Here is a 15,156-nt window from a genome sequence, read left to right as displayed (position 1 = left end):
ATATCCAAATAAAAACCCAAAAATATCATGAACATGTACCGATATCACTGAGTTTTATGAGTTTAACATTTTGTATCTTTTATAATAACCTCTTTCTTTTTAAGAAGAAGCGATTCTAAATATCAACATCTGTAATGGTATTATCAATGTTTATTTCCATCACTTTAGGTTCTACAGTTTCCGCTTCACTTTTTTGGCTGTTGAAGGTACTCTCTACAGGTATTTGTCTCCCTGTAATCGGGTTATAGGCAACCTCTACAGGAACTACTTGATCAGTAGGCAAGACTTCTATCCATTGGTCGAAAACTTGGAAGTTCTTATCTTTATTGTTAGGATCCCGATTTAAATCATTTGGGTCTACACGGAAGCCACCTTGTAGCGGATAAAATCCATGCTCAAAGACCTTTTCAACTGGAGTTGAAGTAACTTTGTTATCATCATTAACTTCAGTTTCCGGAAATGTCTGGACTTGATTAGATTCCTCATGTTTCTCAGCGACTTGCATACAAAGAAAATCGATTGCATTTTTTATAGTGACTGTTTCTTCGCTTTCTAGCTCCAACTTTGTTTTGATTTGATTCAGTTCATCTTCTGAAGCCATATACTCAGCATTCAGGCCATCAATCCCCTCAATATTAGTATTTTGTAACCAATTCAAAGCAGCTTGCTCTTTCCCAGGACGAATAGGAATAACTGCTTTAACCCAAGGGGCGTTGAGGAAAGCATTTCGTAAATTGTCACCATCTAATTGTAAAAGCCAACCTAACGAACTACCCATGGGCGCAGGAGAGGACTTTTCTGTAATCAAGTAATTATCCGACCGCAACTCACTGTCAGACCAAGTAATGAGGTTATCGTCAAGCCGTTTCTTGATATCCTGTACGTCAAAATCCTTTTTATACCTACGGGGCTTCCACCACTCTGGAGCGACAAAGTACAGCATCTTATCAATATCAAAGATAGAATTGATTAACTCTGAGAGAACGTGGCGGCTACTGTCGCTTGCCTGGATGTACTGATCATTTGTCATCAAGGAGCTTATCAGCTGTCGGTAAATAATGATACGTTCTTCTTCACGTAAATCTTCAAATTTACGCTTATTGATATCTCTAGCAAATTCTACGCGCTCCTTAACAGCTTTGTAAAAAGCTTCTTTGGATTTGCGCATATATTCCCTGTTTGCAGTCTCACCAGCGCGTTTTTTCTCTAAGTTGGCATTTTTAATTTCTTCTCTTTTGGCTTGAGTCGGTGTATATTTCAATGTAAAACCAACCACGAAGTCAACGCGCTCATCCCAAGAAATACCTTGAGGACCTGCAGTGACACCTATTTCAAGCTGTGCTTTATCCTTAAATCGAGCGCCAAAACCCCAAACTTGTGTGAAATCTTTACCAGAAGCCGAAATCTGAACAGCTGGAATATCTTTTTCCACAACGACTTCAAAACCTTCTGGTGGCGGCGGAACATCGAATATAGAAAGTGTTACAAAGTCATACTTTCTCGTTTTACCAAAATTCCACGTTACGTTCGTCGCTTTACACGGAATATATTGATCAGGAGGTACAGAGATTTCCGTTTGATCAGGCACTTGAACAATATCAGTCGGTTGTGCATAATGAACCAAGTCTGCGAGTCCAAGGTCTTTACCAGGGGTATCAACAAATGTTTCCCAACATAGATAAGTTCCGATATCCTGTACCTGTACACCAACTTGTCTCATTTTTCTGCGCAATTCATAGTTAATTAGTTTTCCTGTGTTATTAGCTAAAATATGGCGTTTACTTGACGTATCTGTGACCTCACTTACAGTTTTAAAAGTCGTTTTATAATTTTCACGTATTTCGCTCGATAACTTTTCACTCTGTGTTCTCATTCTTTTGTGAGTTGTTTCCCTAGACAATTGTTGTGTCTTGTCCATGTTCAGGCTTGCTGTAGCGGAAGCGTCTCCAGTCCCCCATGATTGATTCACGGTAGTTGTAAAACCTAATTTAAGATCTTCTTTGTTTTCTTCCTTCACCGCTTCACTTATATCATCCTGGTTCGTTTTTGCAGTCTCTATCTTTTTCGTTTTTTCAATAAGTGTTTCGATTGTTCTCTCGGTAGTAGTCTTTCGAGTACTAATCTCAATTAGTTCTACTGTTGATCCAGGGCTTAGCCACACGTGACCTGTTGGAGTCCCAAGAAATGTATCCAACTCAAAGAAATACTGTCGGAATAAATGGACCATGCCAAGCGGAGATAATGTCGCGTCTGTTACATCCTTTTTGGGATCGAATGTCAAGTAAGGATCTGTAAAATCAATGTCTTTCCTGTTTAGTGCTTGTAAGAAAGAGTGTCTTGAATCTATGGCCATCTTATCAAAGAAGATATTGTTTAGCTCATTAACGCGACCATTTGCAACTAGCTCTTTGATAACACCTGCAATTTTTGCTTCATTTTTAATACCACTCCTTACGTCCTCTTTGCAATATTGCAATTTTTCAAAAGGAAGTAAAGAATCCTCCGTGTCCGTGGCTTCTTCAATCGGAATAATCTGATTTTTCTCGCAACAGTTGATTGAAATTTCATTGTAATGTTCAAGAACCTTGGTTTTAAGGATTTCTGATAGAAAATCGTTATTGACAAGGCGTTGCCAATCATCTTCCGTAACTGGTATTTTCCCAAAATCTTGAAGTGTTTGACTAATTTGCTGAAGTACGATGGAATCCTGAGGAATTAACTTGGGACCAGCAAACCCAGCCGGTCCTAAGTTAGGAACTGCAACTGTACAGTCATCATTAAAATCAATAGTTATTTCATCTTCAAGGTATGGACTTAATCGAGAAAATAATCTTTTATGATCATTCTCGGTATTTTTTTTGATTCGATCATGCTTCCTTTTAGAATTCCAGCCAATCAAGGAATGATAAACACCGAATAGCTCACTAGCATAAGGTAAGACTGCTTTATAGTTGGATAAATCTTTTATTCGCTTCATGTTTGACATATTATGTACTCCTTTCATCTTAGATAAAGATTATTTATTATGTGATGGCTGGCAATAATTTAGCCGTCTACTAAATTAAATATTCCCAAATTTCAAGGGAGATATGTATTTTTTAAACTTATAAAAATATGGTTCATGTTTTTATAAAAAACTTGATAAATCAAAATCTACAGACCATTTTTCCTTCAACTTTTTACAAAGCTTCATGTTAGTCTCTCCTGTCAACACTAATCCAACTAGGGTTGCTCGGATAAGCACCCGAGATTAGGATTTTCAACAGTTCCTGAAGCATTAGCTAAAAAAGACTTGCAAATTTTCTTCAAACTATAAACAAATCAAGTTTAATTTCCATTAGTTCAAAAGTATAAAGCTTCCTTACTATTCGCAAATTATGAATACACTACAAAAAAAGCATTGCATTTATTATGCCTAAAACAAGTAAACACTTGAACACATATCGGAGGGATGCAAATTGAGAATGAATTTTACAAAATTTAAATGTATGCTATTCTATGCAAGCGAAATTCACGGCAGACAATTGCCTATGGAGGCGGCCTAGATGGGGAATAATGATATTGTCAAACCAGTGAAACCTACGCCTGGCACCGTAGCACCACTGAAGCAGATAGAAAGGCCAACAGTCCTAGCACCAAGTAAGATTACACAGCCAGGACAGCCATTTACAAATAGCTGTAGCATTGACGCCACCGAAATCGCTAAACTTCCGCATCCAGGAATTGATATTGGGTGGCCCAACGAAAGAATAAAGCGAAAGAAGCTAATCGACAATGCAAAGAAATGGTTTGATGGCGCACCCGAGCCTTCGTCAGGTAATATTGTCGTACCCTACATCTATGGCCGTTGTGCATTCGATGACATTGCCGAAGCTCTTGCCACAGCAACATCGTCCGAACATCGTATCTATCTGATTGGTTGGCATGTCGAACCATGGACGCGTATGAAAAATCCAACCAGTGGCACTCCTCCCGTGAACACACTTCTTCAAGATTATTTGAAGAACACGAAAGCACAAGTCCGTGGTTTATTTTGGAACACGCCGTTCAAGGGGAAACCTGGTGACAACAAAGCAATCGCGGACTTTATCAATAGTCTACCAAACGGTGTCGCTCTTGAAGACGACCGCCTAGTTCCAGCCGATCTACCCTATCGAGGCCCGAACGCTCACCATCAGAAACTCGTCGTCATCAGCGGAAATTCTGGTCTTGTGGCTTTCCTCGGTGGAATGGACTTGAACAATACACGGGTTGACGTGGGCGGGATGTCGCCCTTGCATGACGTACATATCCGCTTGAACGGACCATCCGCAGCAGAAGCCCTCAGCGTTTTTCGCGATCGTTGGTTGGACCATCCATCAACGCCCGCGCTGGATAAAATTAAATTCCAAATGACTTCGGATGCTGTGAGGAAAGATTTTTCACATGTTGCCGCCTTACACTTACAATCAAGAGACATGGACACGTGTACAGTGCCAGGAGGAAAAGCCAAACCGAGAAGGATGCTAGTTTCAGTCGGGCGAACCTTTCCAAATCTCACGAAATTCAAACCTGGAGACTCATATAAGTTTAAAAATCCCGACCAGTCTGCTTGGCAACTTGTCAAAAATGGCATCATCAATGCACGAGAGTATATCTATATCGAAGATCAGTACCTTGTAAGTCGCCGTGTGAAGGACGCTCTGGTCGCAAAATTGAAGGAGCCAAGCTTCAAATTTCTCCTCATTTTGATGAGTAACTCACAACATTTTGAGAGCAGCGACAATATTGATAAGAACGAATTTCCCTATCTAATTGGCGTGCGCAACGAGTTTCGTACCGACTTAAAGAAAATTGATCCACAGCGCAAAAAATGGCGCATGTTTAGCCTAAAAGAAACAAAGGATTCAGGCCGTAGGATCTGGTGCGGCGACTTTGTACACTCGAAGCTCTGGATAATCGACGACGAATATGTAGCTATTGGGTCAGCAAATTGCGATGATCGTGGATACACTTACGACACTGAAATTATGGCGGGCATTACGGAAGAACCATTGGAACGTGCAGCAGGAGGAAGGTTCGCTCGTGATCTTCGAATCGCACTCTGGCGTAAACATCTAGGCCTTCCTCATGCCCAGTTCTTTGATATAGCCACCGGGTTGAGGCATTGGCTTAATCCTCCCCCTTCTGCTATGATTTATGATTCCTCTGATCTTGAGGAGAGTCCTCTCTTAAACAATACAAAAGGATTAACAAGAGAGGACTCAAATGCAAATTTTGCCTGGACCCATTTGTTAGATCCTGATGCAGACAAACTCTGATTTTTGATAACCTTTATAAAAATGTATCACTTGAGATAAGGGCGCAATATACTAAAAAACCTTAGAAAAAGAGAAAACCACTCTTTTTTCACGCCATCGCAAGCAGAGGAAGAGTGGTTTTCATAAATATAAACGATGAATTGATTCCCTTTCACTTTAAAAAATTTTAAACTTTTTTATTTAGATTGGTACTTCCATTTTTCTAGTAGTTTCATTCATTTAACTCAATAAATGAAATCATCTTTCTTTAATCATATATTTATTTTAAAAAATATCTTAAATAAATATATCTCTTATATATTTTAAAATATAGATAAAAATTAAATAGGAAGAGCAAATATGGTTTTATTTCTAATATAACAAGGGATTTGAGCATGTTATAGCATAAAAAATTATAAAAATCCTTATTACAAACATTGGTTGCTTTCCCTTTCAATGGAGTTATAAAGAAAAATAGTAATTATTCATTTTAATTTAACGTACAGAAAAAAGTTTAAATGTGTCTAAACGTACACCTTTTGGGAATGCGAAAAACTATTGAAGAACACACGCCAAAAGGTGCAAAAAACACTTTTGGGACACTTCAAAACAAAAATGTACCTTTTGATGTATTTTTGCACTAGAACCACAAAAAGTTCATTTGGGGGTAATTCTGAATTCTTAAGTTGATGGATATAGATTATTAACTTAAAACATCATAATTTCAATTGTCTAAAGAAAACGGTCTTTCATTAATATAATAAATGGAAGGTTATTCGATCCCCTATATTTGGATATGCGAAATTGCATAAAAAAACATGTTTAAATAAGACGCACTTTTATATATAACTAGAGGTAGAGAAGGGAAATTATTGTTTAGGGTTAATTTAAAATTTTTAATTTAATCGATGTATGGTGGTATTCCTTTAAGAGAGAAATTAAGCAGTTAGCCTTTGCTAATCGCTCTTTTATTAGAGTTATTTAACTGTCCTTATTAAGATGAATATCCGCATAAGAATCTTTATATTTAGGAAGGAATAAAAAATGAAAAAAATCGTATCAACACTATGTATAGCTGGGGTGACTTTGACTATTTTAGGAGTATGTCCTCAAAGTAGTTATGCTCATCTCGATCAAATTGATTTAAAAGAGAATGATCCTATTACTGCAAGATGGTCTGCAGAAGCTCCGTATCATTCTGATAAAAGTACACATTTATGGATTGCAAAACAAGCTATTGAAATTATGAAAACGGAATCTAATATTGAAGCAAATAAGCAGGCTGTGGACTTTTTAAATTATCCACAATATAAAGATCTATTTTCTAAAGGATTATATGATGCAGATTATAATGCGGAGTTTAACGATGGTGGAACAGGAATAGGCGGCGTTTTTTAAGGCGGATGGAAATCTCATTTTTATGATCCTGATACTAAAGAAAATTATAGAGGAGAAACAAATCCAACGGCTCTTACACAAGGTAAGAAATACTTTTATGAATCTGGAGAACATTTACGAAATAAGGACTATGAAAAAGCTTTCTATTACTTAGGAGTAGCCACGCACTACTTTACAGATGCTACTCAACCTATGCATGCAGCAAATTTTACCGCAATTGATACGAGGGCTATAAAATATCACAGCTACTTTGAAAATTATGTTACAACCATTCAAAATCAATTTGCAGTCAATACTGGAGGGAACTATAACAATTCCCTATCCACACCTGAAGAATGGATTGATTATGCAGCTCGAGTAGCTAAACCTGAAATCCAAAATATTACTAATGATAAAACATTTAAGTATTATAATAGTGGTAAGGCACAATTGTGGCAAGAAATGGTTACCCCAGCTGTGCAGCGAAGTTTAGGAGAAGCTCAGCGCAATACAGCAGGTTTCTTAAATCTGTGGTTTAAAACTTTTACTGAAAATGTGAAAGCTCCAAGTATAGAGACTGCATTAATCTATGATATAGAAGGAAACGTCATAGAAGCAGGGAAAAACTATTATATCGTACCAAGTGAATCTCCTTATCAAGGTCTAACATTTGAATGGTATATAGCAAATCGTTACGATTATGTCACACTTGCAAATAAAGAAAACAATGGTTTATCTGGTACACCTATGGAATTTGAATTCTACAAAGAAAATGATGCAAAGCTACACCACGGGGAGAGTATATATCTTCGCATGAAGCACTCAAATTACGACCAATTCCAATATTTAAATTGGTCTAATTATTCTAGTTGGATTCACCTTGCTCAAAAATCTGATAGTTTAGCTGATTTTAAAGTTAAAATTAACCTGGATAATCCTACAGAATATAATATTTTTACAGACGATTATCCATTAAATTATGAAAATATAAATGCAAAGAAAAATTGGATTGTACTAGGTGAAAAAAAACAAAAACCTAGCTCATGGAAGTTTATCCCTGTTAGATAACCTAAAAAAAACACTCGTCCTTAATCAGAACGAGTGTTTTTTTATTCCGTATAATACTTAAAATCAATAGTTATATCACAATAAACTGGTAAAAACATATATAAAGGTATATAGAAAAAAATGAGACACTTCCTAAAAAGGATACCGAAAGGAAATTAACAAAAACAATAGATGGTATACGGCATAAACATGGCAAGAATTCAATTATAAGGAGTATCAGCTATATTAAAGGACCTAAACAAAGTGAAAGAAATGGAAAAGTTGGTGGACATAAAGCATACGAAGCAATACAGATCATGATTGGTAGGACTATGATGCGATGAGTATCAATAAAACAAGAATTTTAAGGATTAAGTGAAATGTATGAGAGACAAAATAAAGTGCTGATGTCTATTTTAGATGAACAAAAATTAGAGTCTATAAATAATATTTTGTACTGTGCGATTGCTGAAAATAAGAGAGTATACATTTCATATCAAATACAAAGCATGTTCCGAATGGGGAAATTATGATTAGGTGTCGAAATAGTAACAATTTTGTTACTATTTGTTGATATATGTCGTTTTAAATGTTATATTTATAATAACAAAGAAAGAGTAAACAAAAAACCCTTATCTAGTAATGTTTCAGAATTTTTAGTTTCCTCTACCTATGTACTTCTTGTGTCGAAGAAGTTTGTGCATTTTTTTCCACTCTTTCTTTGTTCACCCTACATAAGAAAACAATCTGTTTTTATACAGGTTGTTTTTTTTTTGCGTTATAACGTCTAGCAAAAACATGGAGTGGCTTTGCAATATGTTTTGTAATTAGACTTGTAGTTTACTTCAATTACGGTTAAAAAAATAATACCTTACAAAAGGAAAATGCAGTATAATGAAAAGGCTGTTGTCCTATTAGGGCAGCAGTTTTTGTCGTACTGGTACAAAAAATAATATCACTGTCTATACTGAAAGTAATGAAAAAAGTACGTCACTTTTTTCATTATTAGGATATGGTTTGTAAGGGGTTATGATTAAATGCCGAAAAAGTAACAATTATGTTACCTTTTGTTGATATATGTCTTTTTGATGCTATATTCATAATAACAAAGAAAGAGTAAACAGAAACCCTAACTAGTATGATATCAGAATTCTTAGTTCTATCTAATCGATCTACTTTTTGTGCTGTATAAGTTTTTGTCTTTTTTGCCATTCTTTCTTTGTTTTACCCTTAAATGAAAACAATCTGTTTTTATACAGGTTGTTTTCTTTTGTAAAAATATAATTTATTTTATTATTTTAAAGTATTTGTTTAATTAAGACATGTACTATGGATTATAATATTCATTGTTCATTTACCATATAACTATTATATAATAATTATATGGTTTTATTTTTAAAAAAGATTTTTGCTAATGATTTACATATATAATATATCTAGTATGTTATCTTTTTCTTTTTTAAGGAACAAAAATATGATGTAGCATAATGAAAAAGTTGCTGTCCTAAAGGACAACAACTTTTTTCTATACTGGTGCAAAAAAATTAATAATTTCATTGAGCAAGACCATCGTTATTTAAAATATCTGGGTTTCAAAAACTTCGCTATAATTCTCGCACAATAAACATACAAAATTAGTAGTGTAGATCAAAGTATTGGTTCAAACTATTGGTTTTTATGATATTTTAATCCAAACATTTTATATGTCTATGATATTTCTCGTCCATTAATTGGCTGAACTGGTCGGTTATTCGTTGGGAATAATTTATGGAACACTTTAATTTGTTTTTTGGACATCTCTATTGTCTGTTTCATCACAATCCATTGGACATTTTCAGTACAAGGAGGTGTGGTCAAAGACCCCATGTAACGGAATGATGAATGATCTGAAGGAAGAATCTGTTTTATATCAATGGTATGTTGCACATCGGCCTTTATATTTTTTCGGTGCGGGAGATTTTGCCACATTGCTGTAAAACCTTCGTTTTTTTGTCCTTCTTTTATCATAATACCTACTACTGCTAACTGACCTTGATCATTTTGATGGACTAGATGTAATTCCATATCTGCATGTTTTCCTTCAAATTGGTGCTCACTTGGTGTATGAAAATGGAATTGTTTTAATGTGTAACGATTTCCTCCTAGCGTGAGATAATCATCAGAACTATTTGCTTTTCCCTCAATACTATGCCCATTATTTTTAATAGAAAATGATATTGGTTGATAGTTTATTTGCAAAGGATTATTATCAACTGTTGATTTTATTTGTTCTGTTTTGATATCTATCGGAGATTGTTCTTGCCCATTTAAACACATTTTGTATTCTGGTTTCAATTCTCCCCAGTGCTCTGAACCAGTAGTCCCTTCATATGACCACTGCGTATTTTCCTTCGTAGATTGTTTTTGCGGAGCCTCTTGTTTTGCTGTGTTACATCCCATCAACACTACACTCATTGTTAATATAAGGGGAGTTTTATAAACAAACTTTAAGCTTTTCATACTGTTTACTCCTTAGATGATAAAATATTGTATTTAAAGAATATTGCTTGTAACTAAAGGTTCTGTTACAAATTCGCCAGAAATATTAAGAATTTAGAGAAGCATTCCTCGATTGTTATGCAATTTAAATTATTAAATAGAAAAATGGAATACGGAAACTATACAGTTAATTTAGGAAAAAAGGAATACCTACGCTTCTTACCCAAGTTAGAAAACCTTTATACAAAGTCAGGTTGCAGGCGATAATTTTTAAATACTATGAGAAATGGAAGTAAGAGCATATTACATTTCTATCGTTCTATTTGTCTTCATGTAGTACTAAATAGAATAACTTCTTACCCATACCCAAAATCGATTATGTAATCTAATTATGATTCAAATTACTTAACCTGGTCATATTTAGTTGGCATTCCTGTATTCATTCCGAAGCATGGATGTTTTGTCATTCTTATATTCATCATCCTCATTTATAATTGATATTGACTTTCATTTTAGATTAATTATAATTATATATAAATTATTAAAAAAAAATCAATATAGATTTATATTCTTTGATGTGATACTATGTATTTCTGGTTATGTTGAAGAGTTTTCAACAAGAAGTTATTTTCCTAAATCTACGAAATAGAGAAATCAGTTTAATTGGATCCACCTTCCATCAACATCAAGCTAAAAAACAACCTAAATATAAAAAGATTGAATTCTCAAGATGAAAATGTACAATTTTGTTTTAAGTGCGTCATAAAATTTTTAAGTTGATGGAGAGATATGGTGACCTCTACTAGTTAGTGGTAATATTAATTTGTGAAAAAAATGTCGAATTTGTGAGAATTTTGTGATTTTTTGTCTTGTGATACTTTATATTTAGTGCTAAACTCATAATACAAAGAAAGAGTAGCCAAAAATATCCCCATCCGAACAGAAAAGACTGAAGATTCAGTCTAATTACTAAATGAATAATATTCAAGTTTACTACTCTTTCTTTGTTTTATTTTATATATAGTATTGAACATTATAAATAGATAGCGAGGTGACTGGAATGTAATTATTCGGTAAAAGTAGAGGATAAGTATTCTGTTGTTTTATGACATCTTAAGGAATAACATACTTATTACAAATATTTGTAGAGAGAAATGAGACGTTTTTTTCAATCTAGTAATGAAAATTTGAGTTCATACAAATAAATAAACAGCTACAAATAATTATGAATCTAGTCAACAAACTGAGAATTTCATTGAAGATTCGGTATAACGAGATTTAGCCATGGAGTTTATTATTCATGCAGATTTTAATTAAGATTCTAAATGCATAAGTAGACCAAAATTGATAAACGTTTTTGGTGATCTTTTTGAAAATTATAAGACTATCTAATTAAAAATCCGAGAAATGATTTCCAAGTGACATTTGAATAAACAAAATTATTTGTGATTTATATTTTTACTAAATGAATCAAGAATTAGGTAGTGGTTTAGAACAATTATTTAAGGACAATATTTTGTTGTATATAGGAGGGAGTATAAAATAAGGATCTTATCTCAAGAGGGGTATTAATTTACGTTTGGTTTCTTTAATTACAAAATCAATTACAAAAACTACAAAAACTATCTTTGGCATTTAAAAAGCCCTATATTACGGATGGGAGCATGAAAGAATGCCTATAGGAGGGGGAAAAAGATTCTGGTGAATAATGTTATAAATCATTTAAAAACGCGATTGAAAAACTGAATATATTGATATCATGAATATAAAAACAATAAAAAGTAATATCAATAAACTAATAGGGTTGAAATAAAAACATTATTAATCAGAAATGTATGCTCAAAATAAGACGGTAGATATGATATAAAATCTCGGGATTTTATAGGAATGATGAAAAACGTAACTTCGCCAGTTACAATTATATCGAAAATTGTTTAACTTGTAAATATTAAACTTAGTGAAAGTAATGTTACATTAAAAAAATGAAGTTTAATAGAGTACAAGTGAATTATTTATAGAAATTTGTTTTCAAGTTTTATGTGTATAACGATTAAAAGAAATGGAATACCATCAGCCTATAAAGTCATTGTCATTGCATATTCATATTAGAGCCATCTAATTATAACTGATAGGAGAATGACATGATCAAGAGAGTAACTTCGATTTTTTCGATTCTAATGCTTTTTATATTTACTATAGGTCAGAGTTTCACATCCATAATAGCAAATGCACAGGAGTTAAATACAACAGGATTTGTTGATAGTTTTACAATCGATAAGACGACGCTTAACTCCGGAGAAACGACAAGAATGGCAGTACAGTTTAGTGATAAATCTGGGAATCAAATGAAAGCTGGAGATACATTAACATTAACATTACCTTCAGAATTGAAAGGATATAGTGGAACTATTCCATTAAATAATGATGCAGGTATTAATTTTGGTACTTGTCAAATAAAGACAACTAATGTTGTATGTACATTTAGTGATACAGTTGAGAAACTTAAAAATATTAGAGGGAATTTTTATTTCCAAGTTAAAGCAATTGATGTTGCACAAGGACAAACGGTAACAACTGAAACGAATTTAGGTACACAATTAGAAAAGAAAACGGTAACGATTATCGGCCCGACTGGTGGTGGAGGTGGCGGATCTTCACCATTTTCATATAAAACGGGTAGCATTCAACCAGAAAACACAAATGAAGTACAATGGGTTTTAAATGCAAATACTTCAAAACAAAATGTAGATAGTGATATTGTTTTGGTTGATACTTTACAAGAAGGGCAAACGCTTAATCAAGATAGTCTCCGTATTGGAGGATTTGCCGCTCCAATGACACCACAAGAATTCCAAGCTCAAGGTTATGGAACGGTTACATTTATTGGTGATAATGGATTTAAAGCTATTATCAATAAAGATAAAGCCAATGGTCTTACTTTTGTTTTTCAATATAAAGCAAATATAACTGATAGTGGAAAGAAATTAGAAGCATTTTATAATAATTATACCGTAGACTACAAGGTTACAGGTGAAGAGCAAGTATCTAAATCAGATAGTGTTAGTGTTAAAAATATAGATCAGGGCGGCGGTGCGCAAGGCGACTTACCTCCTAAGGGAACGTTAAGAATTGTGAAGCACATTGCCGGTGATGAGACAAAAATTATACCAAATGTTTCATTTAACTTGTATACGGAGTCAGGTCAGCAAATTGGTAGTAAGTATACAACCGATCAACAAGGTATGGTCGAGGTTCCAAATTTAGACCCAGGTAATTACTATGTACAGGAGATTGCAGGTCCAAACTATTTGGATTTTGATCCTCAAGTAAAAGTACCTTTTACCATTGATGCAAATGCTGATAAAGGTGTAAAGCTTGCTATTCCGAATAAAGTAAAAATGACATCTGTTTCAGGAACGAAAACATGGAATGACAACAATGCAACAGATCGTCCAAGCTCAATTCAAGTAGACTTATTGCAAAATGGGAACGTAATCCAAACAAAAGAAGTAACAGCAGCAAATAGTTGGAATTATACATTTGCAGACTTAGCACAATACGATATGAACGGTGTTGCTTATACGTATACAGTAAAAGAGCAACCGGTAGCGGGATACAAATCAGAAATAAATGGCTACAACATCACAAATACAAAAGTAGCGAAAATGACAGTAGAAGGAACGAAGAAGTGGAAAGACGGAAATGCAACAGATCGTCCAAGCTCAATCCAAGTAGATTTACTACAAAACGGAAATGTAATCCAAACAAAAGAAGTAACAGCGGCAAATGATTGGAAATATTCATTTACAAATGTAGAATCATATGATGTGAATGGTAGTGCCTATACGTATACAGTAAAAGAACGACCAGTAGCGGGATACAAATCAGAAATAAACGGTTATGACATTACAAATACAAAAGTAGCGAAAATGACAGTAGAAGGAACAAAAACGTGGAAAGACGGAAATGCAACAGATCGTCCGACAATGATCAAAGTAGACTTACTACAAAATGGTCAAGTAGTTGCGACGCAAGAAGTAAGTGAAGCAACAGGCTGGAAATATGGATTTAAAGACTTAGCAGCATATGATGCCGAAGGAAATGCATATAAGTATGAAGTAAAAGAACAACCGGTGGATGGATATAAAACAGAAGTAAACGGTTATGACATTACAAATACAAAAGATGCAAAAACATCTGTTTCAGGAACGAAAACATGGAATGACAACAATGCAACAGATCGTCCGAGCTCAATCCAAGTAGATTTACTGCAAAACGGAAATGTAATCCAAACACAAGAAGTAACAGCAGCGAACGGTTGGAATTATACATTTGTAGACCTAGCGCAATATGATGCAAATGGTGTTGCGTATACGTATACAGTAAAAGAAAAACCGGTAGCGGGATACAAAACAGAAGTAAATGGCTACAACATTACAAATACAAAAGTAGCAAAAATGACAGTAGAAGGAACAAAAACGTGGAAAGACGGAAATGCAACAGATCGTCCGACAATGATTAAAGTAGACTTACTACAAAATGGAAATGTGATCAAAACACAAGACGTACTAGCAGTAATAGGTTGGAAATATATATTTGCAGATTTAGAAGCATACGATGCGAATGGAGTAGCTTATCAATATGAAGTGAAAGAACACCTAGTAGCGGGATACAAATCAGAGATAAGCGGTTATGATATTACGAATACAAAAGTAGGCCAAACAACGGTAGAAGGAACAAAGACATGGAAAGACGGAAACGCAACAAATCGTCCAGAAATGATCAAAGTGGACTTACTACAAAATGGTAAAGTAATTGATACAAAAGAAGTGAGCGCAGCGAGCGAATGGAAATATGCGTTTACAGACTTAGCTGCATATGATGTTGAAGGAAATGCGTACAAGTATGAAGTAAAAGAACAACCAGTAGATGGATATAAATCCGAAGTAAAAGGTTATGACATTACAAATACAAA

At 34.2% G+C, this 15,156-nt stretch carries 5 protein-coding genes and 1 pseudogene; 4 read left to right on the top strand and 2 right to left on the bottom strand.

From position 1 onward, the window contains the following. Positions 1 to 115: 115 nt before the first annotated feature. Complete coding sequence (locus JDS98_RS16090; protein ID WP_199634038.1) at positions 116 to 2,986, bottom strand: peptidoglycan-binding protein; 2,871 nt, start codon at positions 2,984 to 2,986, stop codon at positions 116 to 118. A 559-nt stretch (positions 2,987 to 3,545) separates the two neighbouring features. Between JDS98_RS16090 and JDS98_RS16085 the strand changes: the two genes are divergently transcribed. The 3 genes and pseudogenes from JDS98_RS16085 to JDS98_RS16075 all read left to right on the top strand — a co-directional run bounded on the left by JDS98_RS16085 (position 3,546) and on the right by JDS98_RS16075 (position 8,236). Continuing rightward, the gene (locus JDS98_RS16085; protein WP_199634037.1) at positions 3,546 to 5,300 is read left to right on the top strand and encodes a phospholipase D family protein; all 1,755 of its coding nucleotides are present in this window, start codon (positions 3,546 to 3,548) and stop codon (positions 5,298 to 5,300) included. 1,023 nt (positions 5,301 to 6,323) lie between these two features. After that, positions 6,324 to 7,724, top strand: a pseudogene (locus tag JDS98_RS16080) (zinc dependent phospholipase C family protein). A 359-nt stretch (positions 7,725 to 8,083) separates the two neighbouring features. Then, positions 8,084 to 8,236 (top strand): YolD-like family protein, encoded by a 153-nt coding sequence (locus tag JDS98_RS16075; protein ID WP_199634036.1) that lies wholly within the window; start codon positions 8,084 to 8,086, stop codon positions 8,234 to 8,236. A 1,174-nt stretch (positions 8,237 to 9,410) separates the two neighbouring features. Here the strand turns inward: JDS98_RS16075 and JDS98_RS16070 are convergent. After that, positions 9,411 to 10,202 carry a carbonic anhydrase gene (locus tag JDS98_RS16070; protein ID WP_199634035.1) on the bottom strand — a complete coding sequence of 264 codons (792 nt, stop codon included), beginning with the start codon at positions 10,200 to 10,202 and terminating at the stop codon, positions 9,411 to 9,413. Positions 10,203 to 12,322: 2,120 nt separating this feature from the next. Between JDS98_RS16070 and JDS98_RS16065 the strand changes: the two genes are divergently transcribed. Beyond that, positions 12,323 to 15,156, top strand: a 2,834-nt coding sequence (locus JDS98_RS16065) for a Cna B-type domain-containing protein (protein ID WP_199634034.1), incomplete at its 3' end; no start/stop codon positions are given.

It is taken from the genome of Bacillus cereus group sp. N11 (genome assembly GCF_016483605.1).
Taxonomy (GTDB): Bacteria; Bacillota; Bacilli; order Bacillales; family Bacillaceae_G; genus Bacillus_A; species Bacillus_A toyonensis.
The sequence above is the reverse complement of the archived record's forward strand: the minus strand, read 5'-3'. Positions and strand labels throughout refer to the sequence as shown.

Coding starts and splice junctions, on each gene's coding strand:
- JDS98_RS16085 (WP_199634037.1), top strand. CDS start 3,546: ATGGGGAATAATGATATTGTCAAACCAGTGAAACCTACGCCTGGCACC.
- JDS98_RS16075 (WP_199634036.1), top strand. CDS start 8,084: ATGTATGAGAGACAAAATAAAGTGCTGATGTCTATTTTAGATGAACAA.
- JDS98_RS16090 (WP_199634038.1), bottom strand. CDS start 2,986: ATGTCAAACATGAAGCGAATAAAAGATTTATCCAACTATAAAGCAGTC.
- JDS98_RS16070 (WP_199634035.1), bottom strand. CDS start 10,202: ATGAAAAGCTTAAAGTTTGTTTATAAAACTCCCCTTATATTAACAATG.